The following is a 14,146-nucleotide window of genomic DNA, read 5'->3' as shown; positions in this document are numbered from 1 at the left end:
CTCGCATCGTCCGCATGGCCTTCGTACCAGCCGTCCTGGCCCTGCTCGGCAAGGCCGCCTGGTGGATGCCGCGCCGGCTGGACCGGATCCTGCCCAAGGTCGACGTGGAAGGCGAAGCGCTCACCCACCAGTCCGCCGCCGCCCCAGCACACGACGACCCGGCCACACAGGAACCAGCCCCCGTCTGACCGTCCCACACGCCGGAAGGCCACCCGCTCCGAACACGGGCGGCCCTCCGGGCCGTTCGCCGGCCGCCTTCAGGCTCGTACGCCCCGTCCCAAGGCCCTCTCTGACCTCACCACGCCCCCCGCAAGTCCCAGGCCCGTACGCCCCCGCAGGACCGAAGACGGCACCCGACAGGAAACCGGTGATGATCGCCAACTGGCAGCGACATGTACGAAGCAGTCCCCGCGCCCAGGACACGACATCGGCCCTGCTGCTGTTCGCCGTCTCCTTCCCCGGCAGCCTGTACGTCGCCACCGGCTCCCCCGCACCGGCCGCTCCGTGGTGGACCGCCGCGCTCCTGTCCTGTGTCTCCTGCACCGCCCTGCTGTTCCACCGCGACCACCCGCGCACCGCCCTGGCCCTGGCCACCGCCGCCGCCGTGACCTCGGCCGCGTCGGGCCGGCTGCTCACCGTGCTGTCGCTGGGCCCGCTCATGGTGGCGCTCTACTCGTTCGCGCTCCGTACCGACCACAACGCCCTGCGCAGGAGCTATGCCTTCGGTGTCGCCGCGCTCCTGATGACCACGGAGATCATCGCCGGGCCCGCCGACCGCCCGTTGGACCTCAAGACGGTCGGCCCCGCCGCCTGGGTGCTGATGCCGACCGCTCTGGGCAGCGCGGTCCGGCTCCGGCGCGCCTACCTCGACGCGGTCCGGGAGCACGCCGAGCGCACCCGTGAGGAGGAGGCCCGGCGCCGGGTCGCCGAGGAGCGGCTGCGCATCGCCCGCGAGCTGCACGACGTCACCGCCCAGCACCTCGCCCTGGCCAACGCCCAGGCCGGCACCCTCGCCCACCTCCTGCGCGGCCAGCCCGACCGGGTGCACAAAATCCTCGCCGAGCTCGCCACCACCACCTCCGCGGCACTGCGCGAACTCAAGGCCACCGTCGGCCTGCTGCGGCACGAGGACACCGAGGGCACGTCCTCACCGACCGCTCCCGGACTCGCCCGCCTGGCCGACCTGACCGCCTCCTTCCGGTGCGCCGGTCTCGACGCCACCGTCAACACCGAGGGGGAACCCCGGCAGCTCACCCCGGCGGCGGATCTCACCGCGTTCCGGATCGTGCAGGAAGCGCTCACCAACGTCACCAAACACGCAGCCACCAAAACCGCCCGGGTCCGGCTCGCCTACTCCCACGACCGGTTGACCCTCACGGTCACCGACGACGGAGGCACCGTCCGATCCGCCCCGCCCACACCGCCGGTCCCGGGCGGCGGCTTCGGTCTCGTCGGCATGCGCGAACGCGCCCAGTCCGTGGGCGGCCGCCTGCGGGCCGGACCCCGTCCCGGGGGAGGCTTCGAGGTCAGGGCCGAACTCCCGTTGAGCGAGACCGCCTTGGCGATCCGTCCCTGCCCGGGCACCAGGGCCTGTCCGGCGGACAGGCCCTAAACCGCCATCAGCGGCGCGTCCTTCTTCCACTTGAGGATCTTGTCGAAACTGACCACCGCGCCTCCCCGTCCCGGTTCGTTGCCGATCTGGACGTGATCGGCGAGTTCCCGGATCAGGCACAGCCCCCGGCCGTGCTCGGCATCGGTGCGGACCGGGCGGAGCGCGGGACGCGCACGGCCCGGGGCGAAGCCCGGGCCGGAGTCGGAGACCTCGATGCGGCACTTCTCACCGTCGAGGTAGGCGGTGACCCGATAGGCCTCGGACGCGGTACCGGGAGCGGCGTCGCCGCCGTGCTCCACGGCGTTGGCGCAGGCCTCGCTGAGGGCCACGGAGAGGTCGTACGAGACGTCCGGATCGACGCCCGCCGTCTCCATCGTGCCGAGCAGCAGACGTCTGGCGAGCGGAACGCTCGCAGCCTCACGCCGCAAATGGAGTGACCACCAGATGCTCATGCTCCAGCCTCCCGGCCGCGGCTCGACATACCGTTACGTATTGCCGCAACCACCTGTGCGCAATCGCCTGCGTGACGTGATGCCGCCCATACGGCGGATGCGCACGCGACAACGCTCGGTGTATGTGCGGGTGGTTCGGCCCAGATCGTGATCTTCCGGACCACGGCTCGCGGACCGTCATCTTGCGGACCTGCCGTAGGAAGCGGGTAGGTCCAGTGCGATGATGAGCCCGCCATGACTGCCCCCCACCAGCGCAGGGCGCGCTCCGGACACGAGCTCCGGATTCTGCGGGCCGCGGTGTTCGCCGCGGTCTGTGTCGTGCTGGCCGCGGCCGGTCATGGGCTCGCCTCCTGCGCCACCGTCCCGCTGTGGACACTCGGCGCCGGATTCCTCGCGGTCTTCGCCGTCGCCGCCGCGCTGGCGGGACGGGAGCGTTCGCTGCCCGGCATCGCCGCGCTGCTCGCGGGCGGTCAGACCGCCCTGCACACGCTCTTCGGGCTCGCCGGAACCGCTACGGCGGGCTCGGGCTCCATGTCGATGGCCGACACCTCGCTCGTGGAACGTGCCGCTCGCCTCGTGTGCGGCACGACCGCGGCGGCGATCAGCCCGGCTCAGGCCATGAAGATCCTCGCTGACGCGCGGCTCGACACGGGCACGACTCCGTCCATGTCCATGCCCATGCCCCACTCCTCGGACGCGATGTCGGCCGCCACGGGGTCCTCGATGTCCGTGTGGCCGTCCCTGCCGATGCTGCTCGGCCACGTCCTCGCGGCCGTCGCCGCCGGTTGGGTGCTGCGCCGCGGTGATCTGGCGCTGCTGCGGCTGATACGGCTTTCCGCGCACGGGGTCTCGGAAGGGGCGCTCGTACGGTCCCTGCGCGGGGCGCTCGCGCTCGTACGCGCCCTGCGGGCCGGACTTCCGGGTACGCCCGACGCGGCACCGCGCCCCCGGCGCACCGCGCTTCTGACGCCACCCAAGCCCCGTACCGCCGAGCTCCAGCACAGCGTCGTCCGCCGCGGACCGCCCCACTCCACCACTCTCGTCCTCGCCGCCTGACACGACGCGCCACTCCACCGGACCGATCCGAAGAGGATGCCGTCGTGCGGCACGCGCGCGTGCACGCGAAAACATCCCCCAGGGGCCCATCGCGCCTTTCGCACGCGCACCCTCCTTCTCTTCTCATCGGACTGAAAGTGGAGTGCTCTCTTCCATGAAGGCTTCCCGTATCGCCGCCGCCGGTGCCGTCGCCGCCTCGGCCGTCCTCGCCGTCTCCGCCCCCGCCTTCGCGCACGTCAGCGTGCAGCCGGAGGGCGAGGCCGCCAAGGGTGGTTACGCCGTCGTCGACTTCAAGGTCCCCAACGAGCGCGACGACGCCTCGACCAACAAGGTCGAGGTGAACTTCCCGACCGACCACCCGCTCGCCTCCGTCATGCCGCAGCCCCTCGACGGCTGGTCCGTGAAGGTCACCAAGAGCAAGCTGGCCAAGCCGCTCACGATGCACGGCGAGAAGATCTCCGAGGCCGTCACCAAGGTCACCTGGACCGCCACCGGCAAGGGCATCGAGCCGGGCTTCTTCCAGAAGTTCCCGCTCTCCGTCGGCGCGCTCCCCGAGGACACCGACGAGCTCGTCTTCAAGGCGATCCAGACGTACGACAACAAGGAGGTCGTGCGCTGGATCGAGCCGCAGAAGGAGGGCCAGGAGGAGCCCGAGAACCCGGCTCCGGTGCTCACGCTCTCCGACGCGTCCACGGACGGCCACCACGGGTCCTCCGGCACTGCCAAGGACGCCTCCGACACCTCCACGGCGGCCCCCGCCTCGTCCTCGTCCACCTCTGCCTCCTCCTCCGACAGCAGTGACACCACCGCGCGCGTCCTCGGTGTCGTCGGCATCGTCGTCGGCGTGGCGGGCGTGGCGTACGGCGTTCTGGCCGGCCGTCGGCGCACCGAGGCCTGAGGCCCACCGCACCCCTCCGTTGTGCACCGGTAGGTCGTACGCCCTCGTCAGAGAGGTCGTACGACCCCGGTGCACACCGGAGCCCTCACATCTGGGACATTTTTCTATGCGCAAGAAGACGTATGCCGCGGCCGCCCTGTTCGCCGCCGCCGCACTGACCCTTTCCGCCTGCGGCAGCGGCGACGACAGCAACAAGCCCATCGCCGACGTGTCCGCCGAGGCCGGCACGGGCAAGGCAGCCACGGTCCTCGACAAGGCGTTCGAGAAGCCCGACCTGGTCCTCACCGACACGAACGGCAAGAAGTACGACTTCCGGGCCGAGACCAAGGGCGTCCCGACGCTGATCTACTTCGGCTACACCCACTGCCCCGACGTCTGCCCGACGACGATGAGCAACCTCGCCGTCGCCAAGAAGCAGCTGCCCAAGGCCGAACAGGACAAGCTCAAGGTCGTGTTCGTCACCACCGACCCGGCCCGCGACACCCCCGCCACGCTCGGCAAGTGGCTCAAGGGGATCGACCCCGCCTTCGTCGGCCTCACCGGCGACTTCCCCACCATCCAGGCGGGCGCCCGTACCCTGGGCATCTCCATCGAGCCGACGGCGAAGGACAAGAACGGCAAGCTCGTCTCCGTGCACGGCACCCAGGTCATCGCGTTCTCGCCGAAGACCGACGGGGGCTATGTGATCTACGGCGAGGACGCCACCGTCGACGACTACACCAAGGACCTCCCCAAGCTCATCAAGGGAGAGAATCCGTGAGCCGACCCGGAGCCCCTTCGAGGCGTCTCGCGGGATGCGCGGCGCTGACGGCCACGGCGCTGGCGCTGGCGGGCTGCGGCTCCAACGACTCCTCCTCGGACAACGCGGGCAAGCCCGAGCTGAAGATCACCGGCGCCTACATGCCCGCCCCCGTCATGGACACCATGGCGGCCGGCTTCTTCACCGTCACCAACTCCGGCGGCGCCGACACCCTGGCCTCCGTCACCAGCGGCCTCGCCTCCGACGTCACGCTGCACTCCACCAAGGGCGGCGCGATGGAGGAACAGAAGTCGTTCGCCGTGCCCGCCGACGGGTCACTCGACTTCGCGAGCGGCGGCAACCACCTCATGTTCGAAAAGCTCACCCACAAGCCTCTGGAGGGCGAGAAGGTGTCGGTGACGCTGCACTTCACCAAGGCGGGCGCGGTGAAGGTCTCCATGCCGGTGAAATCCGCGACGTACAACCCGAAGACCGGGCGCTGAGGGAGGGATCACCGTGACACAGACCATCGCTCCCCGTACGGCTTCCACCACCACTGGAAGGGTCGCTTTTCGGGTACGGGCACTGCTGTTGCTGCTCCTCGCCGTGATCGGCGCGGTCCTGGCCGGCGCAACGCCCGCCTCCGCGCACGCCGCGCTGACCGGCAGCGACCCCCAGCAGGGAGCGGTGGTCGGCCAGGCCCCCGCCCAGATCTCGCTGACGTTCTCCGAGAAGGTCGCGATGTCCGACGACTCGGTGCGCGTGCTCGACCCCAAGGGCAAGCGCGTCGACACCGGCAAGGCGGCCGACCTGGGCGGCACCACCTACGGCGTGAAGCTCCACTCGGGGCTGCCCGACGGCACGTTCACCGTCACCTACCAGGTGGTGTCGGCGGACAGCCACCCCGTCTCCGGCGCGTTCACCTTCTCCATCGGCGCGCCCTCGCAGACCTCCGTCGCGCTCTCCGACCCGGCCGTGGGCGGCGGAGTCGTCGGCGCACTCTATGGGTTCGGGCGGTATGTCTCGTACGCCGGATTCATCCTTCTCGTGGGTGGCGCGGCCTTCGTACTGGCCTGCTGGCAGCGCGGCGCCGGGGTCCGTCCGGTGCAACGGCTCGTGGTCTGCGGGTGGCTCACGCTGACCGGCGCCACCCTCGCGCTGCTGCTCCTGCGCGGCTCCTACGTCGGCTCCGGCAAAGTCGGCGACATCTTCGACCTGACACTGCTCGGGCAGGTGCTGCAGACCAAGGCGGGCGCGGCACTGGTCTCGCGGCTGCTGCTGCTCGCCGCGGGCGCGCTGTTCATCGCGGTGCTCTTCGGGGCGTACGCGCGGCGGGACGAGGCCGTCGCGTCGGATGAGACCGACGGGTCCGACGGGGGCGACGAGGGCGGCGTGTCCGACAGGAGCCGCGCCGATGCCGATGCCGAGAAGAAGGACCTCACCTTCGGGCTAGCGATCGGCGGCGCCGTCGTCGCGGCGGGCCTGGCGGCGAGCTGGGCGATGGCCGAGCACGCCTCCACCGGTATCCAGGCGGGCCTCGCGATGCCCGTCGATGTGCTGCACCTGCTGGCGGTCGCCGTCTGGCTCGGCGGGCTGTCGACGCTGCTCGTGGCGCTGTTCCGGGCGCCCGCCGAGACGCAGATCGACGCGGTGGCCGTACGGCGGTTCTCACGCGTCGCGTTCGCCAGCGTGACCGTGCTGGCCGCGACCGGGATCTACCAGTCCTGGCGCCAGGTCGGCTCCTGGTCCGCGCTGACCGGAACGTGGTACGGACAGTTGCTGCTCGTCAAGATCGGCCTGGTGGCCGTCCTCGTCGGCATCGCATGGATCTCGCGGCGGTGGACGGCCCAGCTGTCCGAGGCGCCGCGGGCGAAGGCCATGGCGACAGCCGGGGCCACGGTCGGGACGACAGCCGGGGCGCCAACCGGGGCGACGGCTCTCGCCGGACAGCGGACGAAGCAGCCGACGAAGGTGCCCGCGAGTTCCAGGGACTCAAGCTCCGGGGACTCAAGCTCTGAGGACTCGAACTCCGCGGGCTCGGATTCCAGGGACTCGAACTCCAGGGACTCGAACTCCGGAGACTCCCGACGCGCCGATCAACTCGCCCGGCAGCAGGCCGCCGTGGCCACCGCGCGTCAGAAGCGCCTCCGCGACGCCGACCCGGCCCGGGCCGGCCTGCGCCGCTCGGTGCTCGCCGAGACGGGCGTCGCCGTCGTCCTGCTGGCCGTGACGACCGTGCTGACGTCCACCGAGCCGGGGCGCACGGAGGAAGCGGCCCAGCAAGCCACCACGTCCTCCTCGCAGCGGTCCGGGACGCTCTCTCTGAAGCTCCCGTTCGACACGGGTGGCCAGGACGGCAAGGGCACCGCGGAGGTCACCCTCGACCCGGCCCGCGTCGGCGGCAACGAGATGCACGTCTTCGTGGAACGGCCGAACGGCAAGGCCTTCGACGTCCCCGAGGTGAAGGTCGCCTTCACCCTGGAGGCCAAGAAGATCGGCCCGCTGCCCGTGACCCCCGACCGCATCGCCACCGGCCACTGGTCGGCGATCGGGGTACAGATCCCCATGGCGGGCGACTGGGAGATCGCGGTGACCGTGCGCACCTCCGACATCGACCAGACGACCGTCACCAAGAACGCGAAGATCGGCTGAACCTCACCATGGCTGACCAGCCCACTCCGGAAGCCACCACGGAAAACACCCCTCCAGGAGAGGCCCTTTCCCAGAAGCCCTCTTCTGGCGGGGTCTTTTCCCGGCGCCGGCTGCTCGGCACCGCCGGTGCCACCGGTCTCGCCCTGGGCGCGGCCGGAGGTGCCGCCGGGTACGCGGCAGCGCCCGCCGCCGACAAGGCAGCGCCCCTGACCTCGCTCGGCGCGGACACGGTGATGTTTCACGGGAAACATCAGCCCGGCATCACCACCGCGCTCCAGGCCCGTGGCCACCTCGTCGCGTTCGACCTGGCCGCAGGCTCGGGCCGCAAGGAGGCCGCCGCGCTGCTGCGCCGCTGGTCGACGACGGCCCAGCGGCTGATGGCGGGCGAGGCCGCCGCGCAGGACGACACGGACGTCGCCCGTGACGCCGGACCGTCGTCCCTGACGGTCACCTTCGGCTTCGGAAACAGCTTCTTCGCACGGACGGGTCTGGAGAAGCAGCGCCCGGTCGCCCTCGACCCACTGCCCGACTTCTCCTCCGACCACCTCGACAAGGCGCGCAGCAACGGCGACCTGTGGGTGCAGATCGGCGCCGACGACGCCCTGGTCGCCTTCCATGCCCTGCGCACGCTCCAGAAGGACGCGGGCAGCGCGGCCCGGGTGCGCTGGCACATGAACGGCTTCAACCGCTCGCCCGGCGCCACGGCCCAGCCGATGACGGCCCGCAACCTGATGGGCCAGATAGACGGCACCCGCAATCCGAAGCCGTCCGAGTCCGACTTCGACCGGCGCATCTTCGTTCCGGCCGCCGGCGACCCGGCATGGATGGCGAACGGCTCGTACGCCGTCGTACGCCGGATCCGGATGCTCCTCGACGACTGGGAGAAGCTGTCGGTCAAGGCCCAGGAGGACGTCATCGGGCGCAGGAAGTCCACCGGGGCGCCGCTGACCGGTGGCACCGAGACGACCGCCATGAACCTCGACAAGACCGACGCCGACGGCAACCTGGTCGTCCCCCTCAACGCGCACGCCCGGATCACCCGGCCCGACCAGAACGGCGGCGCCGCGATGCTGCGCCGCCCGTTCTCCTTCCACGACGGCTTCGACACGGACGGGGTGCCCGACGCGGGCCTGCTCTTCGTCTGCTGGCAGGCGGATCCGCTGCGCGGCTTCGTCCCGGTGCAGCGCAAGCTCGATCGTGGCGACGCCATGTCCACGTACATCCGCCACGAGGCGAGCGGGCTGTTCGCGGTGCCGGGCGGGGCGGCGGAGGGGGAATACGTGGGTCAGCGGCTGCTGGAAGGGTGATCCGTGCGGGACGGGGCCCATTAGGGTGACGGGTATGTCGGCGACGCGCTACACCTATCTCGGCCCCGAGGGAACGTTCACCGAGGCCGCCCTCCGCACGCTCCCGGAAGCCGCGACACGGGAGCTGGTACCCATGGTGTCCGTGCCGGCCGCGCTCGACGCGGTGCGCGCGAGCGAGGCCGCGGGCGCGCTCGTCCCGATCGAGAACTCGGTCGAGGGCGGTGTCACCGCCACCCTCGACGAGCTCGCCAAGGGCGAGCCGCTGATGATCTACCGCGAGGTCGTCCTGCCGATCGCCTTCGCCCTGCTGGTCAGGCCCGGCACGGCACTGAAGGACATCAAGACGGTCACCGGCCACCCGGTCGCCCAGCCGCAGGTACGCAACTGGCTCGGCACCCACCTGCCGAACACCGTGTGGGAGTCGGCGGCCTCGAACGCGGACGGTGCCCGGCTGGTCCAGGAGGGCCGGTACGACGCGGCCTTCGCGGGCGAGTTCGCGGCGGCGACCTACGGGCTCGAGCCGCTGGTCACCGAGATCCACGACGCGGCGAACGCCGAGACCCGCTTCGTGCTGGTCGGCCGTCCGGCCCGGCCCGCGGCCCCGACCGGCGCCGACAAGACGTCCGTGGTCATCTGGCTCGGCGACGACCACCCGGGTGCGCTGCTCGAACTGCTCCAGGAGTTCGCCGTGCGCGGCGTCAACCTGATGCGGATCGAATCACGGCCGACCGGCCAGGGCATCGGCAACTACTGCTTCTCCGTGGACGCCGAGGGCCACATCACCGACCGCCGTGTGGGCGAGGCACTGATGGGCCTCAAGCGGATCAGCCCCCAGGTGCGCTTCCTCGGGTCCTATCCGCGGGCCGGGGTCGCCCTGGAGGACGTACGGACGCTGCGTCCCGGGACGTCGGACGGTGCGTTCTCGGCGGCGTCGGACTGGCTGGCGCGCTGCCAGGACGGACGGTTCTAGGCCGGATCCAGGCCGGATCCAGGCCGGATCGAGGCCGGATCCAGGCCTGTTCGGGTTCCCGCGCCGACGGCTCGTCGGCGCGGCCTTTTCCACTGTCCTGCTCCGCATTCCACCAGTCCTACCTGCCGATTTTCGTCATCCACAGATGTTATCCACAGGTGCGCTTCTCGACCTGGGGACAAGTCGACAACGAAGCATTACATCGTCGACAAATCGGCCTACAGGGGCCAAGTTCGTCCACAGCCCCGCACGTCACCCCTCGTCCACTCTTTTCCCTTGATCAATCCTTTGGAGCGAAGCATTTCCACTCGAACGTGGGTGTACGGATGGTTTGACCCGGGAATTCTTCGTCCCGCATGCGGCTTTCGGAACGATCACCTCCGAAGTCCACAGATCTTCCGCACAGCCTGTGGATAACTCTGTGAGCCGTGTGGATCCCTGTGGACAACCCCTTCTCAAGTCCCGCTCTCCACAAGGGGATCCAGTCAACCCCATGACTACCGTCTGCCCCGTTTCAGGGAGTACCGTCCCTTTTATTGACGCGAACCGGCGCTCACACGCGCCCACGGGCACTCACTGATGATCAAGGAATTTCGGTCCGGCATTTCACTCATGACGTCACAGAAGTGACGGAGCGGAATATCGAGTCGATGGCCGGAAGCGCGCACCGGTAGCCTTGAGGGGTGATTGACCTTCGCCTGCTCCGTGAGGACCCCGACCGTGTTCGCGCCTCCCAGCGCGCCCGTGGAGAGGACGTCGCCCTCGTCGACTCCCTCCTCTCTGCCGACGAGCGGCGCAGGTCTTCCGGCGTCCGCTTCGACGAGCTCCGATCCGAGCAGAAGGCGCTCGGCAAGCTGATCCCCAAGGCGTCCGGCGACGAGAAGGCCGAGCTGCTGAAGAAGGCCGGGGAGCTCGCCGCCGCCGTCAAGACCGCCGACGCCGAACAGCACGAGGCGGACGAGGAGACCAAGCGTCTGCTCCTCCAGCTCGGCAACCTGGTTCACCCGAACGTCCCGGTCGGCGGCGAGGAGGACTTCGTCGTCCTGGAGACGCACGGCACGATCCGCGACTTCGGCGCCGAGGGCTTCGAGCCCAAGGACCACCTGGAGCTCGGCGAGGCGCTCGGCGCCATCGACGTCGAGCGGGGCGCCAAGGTCTCCGGCTCGCGCTTCTACTACCTGACGGGTGTCGGCGCGCTCCTGGAGCTCGCCCTCGTCAACGCGGCGATCGCGCAGGCCACCGAGGCCGGCTTCACCCCGATGCTGACCCCGGCCCTGGTCCGCCCGCGCGCCATGGAGGGCACCGGCTTCCTCGGCCAGGCCGCGGAGAACGTGTACCACCTGGAGAAGGACGACTACTACCTGGTCGGCACCTCCGAGGTCCCCCTCGCGGCGTACCACATGGACGAGATCCTCGACGCCGACCAGCTGCCGCTGCGCTACGCCGGATTCTCGCCGTGCTTCCGCCGCGAGGCCGGCACGTACGGCAAGGACACCCGTGGCATCTTCCGTGTGCACCAGTTCGACAAGGTCGAGATGTTCTCGTACGTCGACCCCGAGGACGCGGAGAACGAGCACAAGCGGCTCCTGGACTGGGAGAAGCAGTGGCTGACCGGCCTCGAGCTGCCCTTCCAGGTCATCGACGTGGCCTCGGGCGACCTCGGTGCCTCCGCGTCCCGCAAGTTCGACTGCGAGGCGTGGATCCCGACCCAGGGCAAGTACCGCGAGCTGACCTCGGCCTCGAACTGTGACGGCTTCCAGGCGCGCCGCCTGTCCGTGCGCATGCGCGACGGCAAGAAGGTCCAGCCGCTCGCCACGCTGAACGGCACGCTGTGTGCCGTCCCGCGCACGATCGTGGCGATCCTGGAGAACCACCAGCTGGCCGACGGCTCCGTGCGGGTGCCCGAGGTGCTGCGTCCGTACCTGGGCGGACGTGAGGTTCTGGAGCCGATCTCCAAGTGACCGCCGCCGCCGGGTCGACCGGTCCGACCGGAACCACTGGTCCGACCGGAACCACTGGTCCGACCGGAACCACTGGTCCGGTCGGATCCACGGGTCCGACCGGATCGTTCCCCTACAAGCTCGTAGCGACCGATCTCGACGGCACGCTGCTGCGTTCCGACGAGACGATCTCGGAGCGCACGCGTGAGGCACTCGCCGCGGTGACCGCGGCGGGCGCCGCGCACATCGTCGTCACCGGGCGCGCGGTGCCCTGGACCCGGCACATCCTCGACGACCTCGGCTACGAGGGTCTCGCGGTGTGCGGCCAGGGTGCGCAGGTGTACGACGCGGGGGAGCATCGGCTGCTCACCTCGGTGACGCTGGACCGGCAGCTGGCCGGGCTCGCGCTCGCCAAGATCGAGGCGGAGGTCGGCCCGCTGCTGCTGGCCGCGAGCCGCGACGGGCTCGACGGCGAGGTACTGGTCGGCCCCGGCTACCGCAGGCAGGACGGCTCGCTCCCGGTCGTCCCGATCAGGGACGCGACGGACCTCTGGTCGGCCCCTCTGAACAAGGTCTACGTGCAGCACCCCACGCTCTCCGACGACGAACTGGCTGCGGTGGCGGCCAGGGTCGCCGGCGGCCTGGTCGGCGTCACCATGGCGGGCGCGGGGATAGTGGAACTCCTCCCCCTCGGCCTCTCCAAGGCCACGGGGCTGTCCCTCGCCGCCCGTCGCCTCGGTGTGAAGGCCGCGAACACGATCGCCTTCGGTGACATGCCCAACGACATCCCGATGTTCGCCTGGGCGGCCCACAGCGTGGCCATGGCGAATGCCCACGACGAGCTCAAGACCGTCGCGGACGAGGTGACGTCCTCGAACGAGGAGGACGGCATCGCGGTGGTGCTGGAGCGGTTGCTGGACTAGCGGGTGCGGACACAGCCCGCAGCGCCGGATGCCGGCAGTGCCGGATGCCCGCGGCGTCGGATGCCCTGTGAGCACCCCAACCCTGCCAGGTCCCGGTGACAACGTCTCGCGGAGGATGCGCGGATCGAACGCGCGCGGGGTTGACCCCGACCACGGCTTAGCAAGCCGGTGCCTTACCTCTCGGCCAATCCTCCGGGTGGGCGGCCCGCGCGGCGTACGCGCGCTCGAAGCGGCCGCCCCGGGCAGCCCCCCGTGCGGGCGGGCTCCAACGGAGAGGCAACTACTCCGGAGCCTGCCGCGGGCTGCCCTGTAGGGAGCTCGACGGACTGCTACTCATGGGCATCGTCGCGCTCCTCTCCCAGAACGTGGCGCCGGCTCGATGCGGCGGCGTGGACATAACTACTGTGCCCGTACGCCGACTTGGGCGCCACTGAATAAAGCCGCCCCTCAAAGGGGGTTACCGGCGGCGCCACCTGCGCCGACGTGCCTTGCTGAAGAACCACCCCGCGGGCGGCTCGTCGGAGCGCCAGGGCTGCGGGTCGGGTCCCCCCTCGCGCCAGCGGGCGGCGAGCATACGGGCGCGGGCGGACGGTTCGGTCGTCTCAGCCGACCGTATGAAGCTCTCGTCCAGTACGAGGCCGTCCCAGACGTCCTCGCTCTCCCTCTGTTCCTCGCCTTGCGGTTCCGCCATCCCCGTTCCTCCTAGCCGCGCGTCCCCTCCGCCCAGTGTGCCGGGACAGAGGTGAAGCCACTGTCAAGAAAAATGGTGAAGCCACTCTCAAAGAAAGGCCTTCGAAGAAAAGCCTTCAAAGAAAAAAGGGGGCGCCACGCGCGCGTACGTGGCGACAACCGGCACGCGCGCGTGGAACCCCCGGCTCACTCCTCGCCGGCCAGCGTCAGCGACCGCAGTCGCTGCCCGGCGTACCAGGTGGCGAGCACGGTCACCACGACCAGGAGCACCGTCGCGGTGGGCAGGCCCACGTCCGAGGTGACGAGGTCGCCGCCGGTGACCTTGTGGCCCACGGCGAGCGCCCACTGCTGGACGCTGAGCGTGCGCGCGCCGGACACCAGCGACCCGAACAGGGCCTCCCAGACCAGCGCGTAGACGAGCCCGAAGACCACCGCGTGCCGGGTGACCGTCCCCAGCAGCAGGAACAGCGCGGCGTACGCGATCGAGGCGACCAGCGCCGCCACGGTGTAGGCGACGGCGACCTGCTGGCCGTTGCCGTTGAGGATCATGCCGGCGATGAACGTCGGCAGGGCGGAGAACGCCATGGTGACGGCGATCGCGACGATCAGTTTGGTGAAGATGATCGTCGGCCGCTTCAGGGGCTTGGCGAGCAGATACACCACCGAGCCGTCGTCGATCTCGGGGCCGATCGCGCCGGTGCCGGCGATGACGCCGATGATCGGCACCATCGTGGCGAGCGCGAACCCGCCGAGCAGGTCCGATGCCACCTGGTCGTCGGCTCCGGCGAAGCTGCGTACGGCCGCGGAGATCACGATGAGCAGAACGGGCAGCGCACAGAGGATGAGGGCCCGGCGGCGGCCGAGCAGGGCTCGATAGGTGAGCCGGGCGACTGTGGGGTCGTACATC

The 14,146-nt window shown here is 70.4% G+C and carries 13 protein-coding genes, 1 tRNA gene and 1 pseudogene; 11 read left to right on the top strand and 4 right to left on the bottom strand.

Going from position 1 to position 14,146, the window contains the following annotated elements; all coding sequences use genetic code 11:
- Positions 1 to 5: 5 nt before the first annotated feature.
- Positions 6 to 188 (top strand): annotated as a pseudogene (locus SMIR_RS18985) (hypothetical protein); the annotation flags it as partial.
- A gap of 182 nt (positions 189 to 370) precedes the next feature.
- A complete protein-coding gene (locus SMIR_RS18980) occupies positions 371 to 1,612 on the top strand; it encodes a sensor histidine kinase (protein WP_168493462.1) in 1,242 nt (413 codons plus the stop codon).
- Here the strand turns inward: SMIR_RS18980 and SMIR_RS18975 are convergent.
- Positions 1,609 to 2,064, bottom strand: a complete 456-nt coding sequence (locus SMIR_RS18975) for an ATP-binding protein (protein WP_168493464.1) — start codon at positions 2,062 to 2,064, stop codon at positions 1,609 to 1,611. The two genes, SMIR_RS18980 and SMIR_RS18975, sit on opposite strands and share 4 nt — an antisense overlap.
- A 234-nt stretch (positions 2,065 to 2,298) precedes the next feature.
- On the opposite strand from SMIR_RS18975, the gene SMIR_RS18970 reads away from it, so the two are divergent.
- The 9 genes from SMIR_RS18970 to SMIR_RS18930 all read left to right on the top strand — a co-directional run bounded on the left by SMIR_RS18970 (position 2,299) and on the right by SMIR_RS18930 (position 12,549).
- Positions 2,299 to 3,120, top strand: a complete 822-nt coding sequence (locus tag SMIR_RS18970) for a hypothetical protein (RefSeq protein WP_168493466.1) — start codon at positions 2,299 to 2,301, stop codon at positions 3,118 to 3,120.
- 154 nt (positions 3,121 to 3,274) lie between these two features.
- The gene (locus SMIR_RS18965; protein WP_168493467.1) at positions 3,275 to 4,018 is read left to right on the top strand and encodes a YcnI family copper-binding membrane protein; all 744 of its coding nucleotides are present in this window, start codon (positions 3,275 to 3,277) and stop codon (positions 4,016 to 4,018) included.
- 106 nt (positions 4,019 to 4,124) lie between these two features.
- On the top strand, positions 4,125 to 4,778 hold the full coding sequence (locus SMIR_RS18960) for an SCO family protein (protein ID WP_101398987.1): 654 nt from the start codon (positions 4,125 to 4,127) through the stop codon (positions 4,776 to 4,778).
- Entirely contained in the window at positions 4,775 to 5,260 is a 486-nt protein-coding gene (locus SMIR_RS18955; RefSeq protein ID WP_211118752.1) for a copper chaperone PCu(A)C, read from the top strand. Before SMIR_RS18960 ends, SMIR_RS18955 begins: the two co-directional genes overlap by 4 nt.
- Before the next feature lie 13 nt (positions 5,261 to 5,273).
- Complete coding sequence (locus SMIR_RS18950; RefSeq protein WP_248003007.1) at positions 5,274 to 7,409, top strand: copper resistance CopC/CopD family protein; 2,136 nt, start codon at positions 5,274 to 5,276, stop codon at positions 7,407 to 7,409.
- A gap of 8 nt (positions 7,410 to 7,417) precedes the next feature.
- The gene (gene efeB / locus SMIR_RS18945; RefSeq protein ID WP_212727186.1) at positions 7,418 to 8,716 is read left to right on the top strand and encodes an iron uptake transporter deferrochelatase/peroxidase subunit; all 1,299 of its coding nucleotides are present in this window, start codon (positions 7,418 to 7,420) and stop codon (positions 8,714 to 8,716) included.
- A 34-nt stretch (positions 8,717 to 8,750) separates the two neighbouring features.
- On the top strand, positions 8,751 to 9,686 hold the full coding sequence (pheA, locus tag SMIR_RS18940) for a prephenate dehydratase (protein WP_168493471.1): 936 nt from the start codon (positions 8,751 to 8,753) through the stop codon (positions 9,684 to 9,686).
- A 683-nt stretch (positions 9,687 to 10,369) separates the two neighbouring features.
- Positions 10,370 to 11,647, top strand: coding sequence for a serine--tRNA ligase (serS, locus tag SMIR_RS18935; protein WP_168493473.1), 1,278 nt, complete (start codon positions 10,370 to 10,372; stop codon positions 11,645 to 11,647).
- A complete protein-coding gene (locus tag SMIR_RS18930; protein ID WP_168493475.1) occupies positions 11,644 to 12,549 on the top strand; it encodes an HAD family hydrolase in 906 nt (301 codons plus the stop codon). The genes serS and SMIR_RS18930 overlap by 4 nt, the downstream gene beginning before the upstream one ends.
- Before the next feature lie 109 nt (positions 12,550 to 12,658).
- Here the strand turns inward: SMIR_RS18930 and SMIR_RS18925 are convergent.
- The 3 genes from SMIR_RS18925 to SMIR_RS18915 form a co-directional block, all read right to left on the bottom strand.
- Positions 12,659 to 12,743, bottom strand: a tRNA-Ser gene (locus SMIR_RS18925).
- A 263-nt stretch (positions 12,744 to 13,006) separates the two neighbouring features.
- A complete protein-coding gene (locus SMIR_RS18920) occupies positions 13,007 to 13,240 on the bottom strand; it encodes an SGM_3592 family protein (protein WP_168493477.1) in 234 nt (77 codons plus the stop codon).
- Positions 13,241 to 13,425: 185 nt separating this feature from the next.
- Entirely contained in the window at positions 13,426 to 14,145 is a 720-nt protein-coding gene (locus SMIR_RS18915) for an ABC transporter permease (RefSeq protein WP_054236936.1), read from the bottom strand.
- Position 14,146 lies beyond the last annotated feature (1 nt).

Source organism: Streptomyces mirabilis (assembly GCF_018310535.1).
GTDB lineage: Bacteria > Actinomycetota > Actinomycetes > Streptomycetales > Streptomycetaceae > Streptomyces.
The sequence above is the reverse complement of the archived record's forward strand: the minus strand, read 5'-3'. Positions and strand labels throughout refer to the sequence as shown.

Coding starts and splice junctions, on each gene's coding strand:
- SMIR_RS18980 (WP_168493462.1), top strand. CDS start 371: ATGATCGCCAACTGGCAGCGACATGTACGAAGCAGTCCCCGCGCCCAG.
- SMIR_RS18975 (WP_168493464.1), bottom strand. CDS start 2,064: ATGAGCATCTGGTGGTCACTCCATTTGCGGCGTGAGGCTGCGAGCGTT.
- SMIR_RS18970 (WP_168493466.1), top strand. CDS start 2,299: ATGACTGCCCCCCACCAGCGCAGGGCGCGCTCCGGACACGAGCTCCGG.
- SMIR_RS18965 (WP_168493467.1), top strand. CDS start 3,275: ATGAAGGCTTCCCGTATCGCCGCCGCCGGTGCCGTCGCCGCCTCGGCC.
- SMIR_RS18960 (WP_101398987.1), top strand. CDS start 4,125: ATGCGCAAGAAGACGTATGCCGCGGCCGCCCTGTTCGCCGCCGCCGCA.
- efeB (WP_212727186.1), top strand. CDS start 7,418: ATGGCTGACCAGCCCACTCCGGAAGCCACCACGGAAAACACCCCTCCA.
- pheA (WP_168493471.1), top strand. CDS start 8,751: ATGTCGGCGACGCGCTACACCTATCTCGGCCCCGAGGGAACGTTCACC.
- SMIR_RS18920 (WP_168493477.1), bottom strand. CDS start 13,240: ATGGCGGAACCGCAAGGCGAGGAACAGAGGGAGAGCGAGGACGTCTGG.
- SMIR_RS18915 (WP_054236936.1), bottom strand. CDS start 14,145: ATGTACGACCCCACAGTCGCCCGGCTCACCTATCGAGCCCTGCTCGGC.